The organism is Gemmiger formicilis (genome assembly GCF_018784445.1).
Classification (GTDB): Bacteria; Bacillota; Clostridia; order Oscillospirales; family Ruminococcaceae; genus Gemmiger.
Genome location: NZ_WQOH01000033.1, coordinates 1 through 1,540, shown reverse-complemented (window position 1 = coordinate 1,540; position 1,540 = coordinate 1). Strand labels below are relative to the sequence as shown.

Genomic DNA, 1,540 nt, shown 5'->3' with positions numbered 1-1,540 from the left:
GTTTTGATCTCCAGCGCGGAGATTTTTTTCAGCAGCGCCTGCACCTGTGCGCCATACTTTCCGACGATGTTGTAATAATAACGCCGGGCCTGCGGTGCCCAGGGGGCACGGGCAGTCCGCTCCAGTGAACCGAAGCGGCCGAAGGCATCCGCCGAGAACAGGATCTTTGCGGATTACCTCGGTGTGGAGCGCAGCGGGCTGTCCGTGGAGCTTGGAAAAATGCGGGATGAGGGCCTGCTCGACTTTCACAAAAGCCATTTCCTTCTCAAAACGCCGGAGGCTGACCGTCCCTTTCCTTCTGCGCGTTAAGGAGCCCCCTTTGGGCGTATTAGCAAGTGCGGATAACCCCGTCAGCCACGGAGCGTCGGGGTTTTGCAGATGGAAGAAGCAGCTACGGTCTGTAGAGATCGGCAGGACAGCGTCAGCTTGTACAATCTGATTTGAAAATACCCACAGCCGCTTTGGCTGTGGGTATTTTCTGTTTGAATTCCAAAAGCTATGCAGAGCTCAAGGAGCCTAATCGTACAACCGGAGCAGCGCCGCGCCGATTTTCTCAAATTATGTGACGCCATGACAGTAAAACCGCTTGTCACGCGGTATACTACGCATAAAAACACAGCCGCAGAGTACATCTGTGGCTGTGTTTTGTGTTCAGTTGCTCACTGTTGCGTGGACTGGATATGGAGAGACAACATATCTCCCTATCTTACATGGGTTATCTTATCTGCCATCACTCTGGCAGTTTGCCTTGCAGATATGTCGGCATCCCCACGGCGGTCGTATCCGGCCTGACCTTAAACATGGCTTTTTCAATCTACATCCCTTATCGGTTTTCCGCGATATATTTCTCCGCCATGTGGACTGCCACCGCACCGTCCGCCACGGCGGTGACCACCTGACGGAGGGGCTTCGTCCGCACGTCGCCCACGGCGTAAACGCCGGGAATACTGGTTTCCGTGGTCTCTCCGGCCACGATATAGCCGCCGCCGTCCAGCGCCAGTTGACCCACCGCCAGCGCCGTGGCGGGCTGTCGGCCCACGCTGACAAATACGCCGTCGCAGTCCACCACGCTTTCCTCACCGGTGACGGTGTCCCGCAGGCGGACGCCGGTCAGCCTGTCCCCGGAAAGTAGCGCGGAAACGACGCTGTTCCAACGGAATTCCACGTTTTCGGCCTGTGCCAGCGGCTCGTGATAGATCTTGGTGGCCCGCAGGGTGTCTCTGCGGTGGACGAGGATCACTTTTTTCGCCACGCGGCTGAGAAGGAGGGCATCTGCCGCGGCGGAATTGCCGCCGCCCACCACGACCACCGTTTTGCCCTTGTAAAACATCCCATCGCAGGCGGCGCAGTAGGCCACGCCCCGGCCCACCAGTTCCGACTCTCCGGCCACGCCCAGCGTTCTGGGTTCCGCACCGGTGGCCAGCACCACTGTTTTCCCCCGGAAGATCCCCTCGCTGGTCTCCACGAGCTTGGGAACCGCCGTCAGATCCATGCGGAGGACTTCTGCGTATTCGCTGCGTGCCCCAAAACGCTCCGCCTG

Annotated in this window: 1 protein-coding gene and 1 pseudogene; both read right to left on the bottom strand. The window is 58.8% G+C overall.

Annotated features, from left to right (window positions below):
* A pseudogene (locus GPK89_RS16295) lies at positions 1 to 167 on the bottom strand (FprA family A-type flavoprotein); the annotation flags it as partial.
* A 656-nt stretch (positions 168 to 823) separates the two neighbouring features.
* Positions 824 to 1,540, bottom strand: a 717-nt coding sequence (locus tag GPK89_RS10805; protein WP_215693052.1) for an NAD(P)/FAD-dependent oxidoreductase, incomplete at its 5' end; no start/stop codon positions are given.